Source organism: Arthrobacter sp. Dra40, from assembly GCF_059091905.1.
In genome coordinates this window covers 1-1,640 of record NZ_JBNHHB010000463.1, presented here as the reverse complement: position 1 = coordinate 1,640, position 1,640 = coordinate 1, and the positions used below count along the sequence as shown (strand labels likewise).

The window sequence follows — 1,640 nt, the reverse complement described above, 5'->3', positions numbered from 1 at the left end:
GCCGGCTTGTAAAGGATGAAGGCGATAGTCCAGCCGACGGCCTTTTGGAACCATTGCCTGCCCATTTCCGTGTTCGTGAATGCGGCCGTGGTGGGCAGGATGCCCGCCAGGATCACCAGCATGCCGCTGCGGACAACCATCAGCACTATCTGAACCAAAGATGCGATCAATCCAACCAGGCCCAGAACGATCAGAATGAACTGGGCGATACCGCTCTGACCGGTCATAACCAGGCCATTCATTGCCTCGGCAAAACCCTTACCATCCGTGGACCGCTGGATGATCGCGGCCGCGAAGGTATCGGCCGCGATCACCAATATGGCGATGACTCCCAGACCGAGTCCTGAAACCAGGGTGAGTGTGAGAAGTGACCGGAGCAAATCCTTTAGGGGCGCGCCGCGCTGTTCCCAGACCATCCGGATGCCGCCAATAATCACGGAAAGGACGGCCAGGGTCAGAGTCCAGGGCATCAGCTCACTGTTCACGGCGGATACCACGGGACTCTCTGCTGATCCGTCCTCACTGGTCAGGTTCACGGTCGGCATGGAAACCCAGAACGTGGATAACGTCGTCACCATCTGGCTCATGCCTTCAGTGATGGCCTTGCCCAGGTTGGTTATAGCGTCGTCCACGGCTCCTGATACCACGTTGCCGGCAACGCACGTGATGTCACCCAGTTTGCAGTCAGCCATCGCTTACACCCCAGACCAGGCAATGAAGCCGCTCAGATCGGTGAGCTGGGCGGTGCCAGTGAATATCTGGCCATCATCTGAGGCTTTGACCTTCCAGTCTCCGTCCACCCACCGCAGCGAGAGGACGCTGTGCGCCAAGGCCCCGTTTTGGAGCTGAAAGGCCAAATCAACATCGGCCTCAGTGGGGCTGTAGGACTTCATGATGAATCCCCTGATTTGTGCGCTTTGACTGGATTCAGTCGATGAACTTCGTGTTGTCGCAGCCTTGATGGCCGCGTCCCTGCCGGCGCCCGGTACCAGTAGCCGCTCCGCGAGCTTGACCTCGTCCTGGGCGGAGGAACCGAGAGCGACGGCGTTCGCCGCAGAATAGAGTGCTCCAGTCGGTGAGTGTGCAAAGCATGAACGGAAGCCGCTGGCGTCGGTCAAACCTGGGCCGGAAGTCGTGGGCTCAGTCGGTGCAGCCATGCGGCCGACCAGTTCCCACTTGGATTGGGGAGCCGCTCCTAGGGCTGTGTCAGAAGAAGAAGGCAGCCCACAGATGCTTTTGTCTGCACGGGCGGGACTGAGACTTGCTGCAGCTGAGGCGGATTCCGCTGTGTCCGGTATGGGGCGGGCATCGCTCTTGCCCTTGGGGAGAAGGAAGATGATGATCCCTGCCGCAACCAGCGCAACCACAAGCGCGGCCGCGATGATGAACCCGGGCCTGGTGAACGGATTGCTTTCGGTGGTGCTCTCTGTTGACTGGCTCATACGGAACCTCCCGTTGATGGTGCTGGCTTAGACGAAGGCGCGGACGATGCCTGCGGCACCGGTGATGATGATGCAGCCCATGAGGACCCAGCCGAGCTTGCCGATCGCCTGTGCGCCTTCACCGCGCTGGAGTTGGATGACCATGCCGATGCCGACGATGATGACGCCCAGGACGCCGAGGACCAGGCCGATGCCGGA

General features: G+C 60.4%; 2 protein-coding genes. Both read right to left on the bottom strand.

Annotated elements, in window-relative coordinates; translation table 11 throughout:
- Window positions 1-632, bottom strand: a 632-nt coding sequence (locus tag AC5RWT_RS37190) for a TrbL/VirB6 family protein (protein WP_494084587.1), incomplete at its 3' end; no start/stop codon positions are given.
- Window positions 633-695: 63 nt separating this feature from the next.
- On the bottom strand, window positions 696-1,442 hold the full coding sequence (locus AC5RWT_RS37185; protein WP_494084586.1) for a DUF8175 domain-containg protein: 747 nt from the start codon (window positions 1,440-1,442) through the stop codon (window positions 696-698).
- Between the last annotated feature and the right edge of the window lie 198 nt (window positions 1,443-1,640).

What these genes read in the sequence shown, in the direction of transcription:
- AC5RWT_RS37185 (WP_494084586.1), bottom strand. Translation starts at nt 1,442, where the DNA reads ATGAGCCAGTCAACAGAGAGCACCACCGAAAGCAATCCGTTCACCAGG.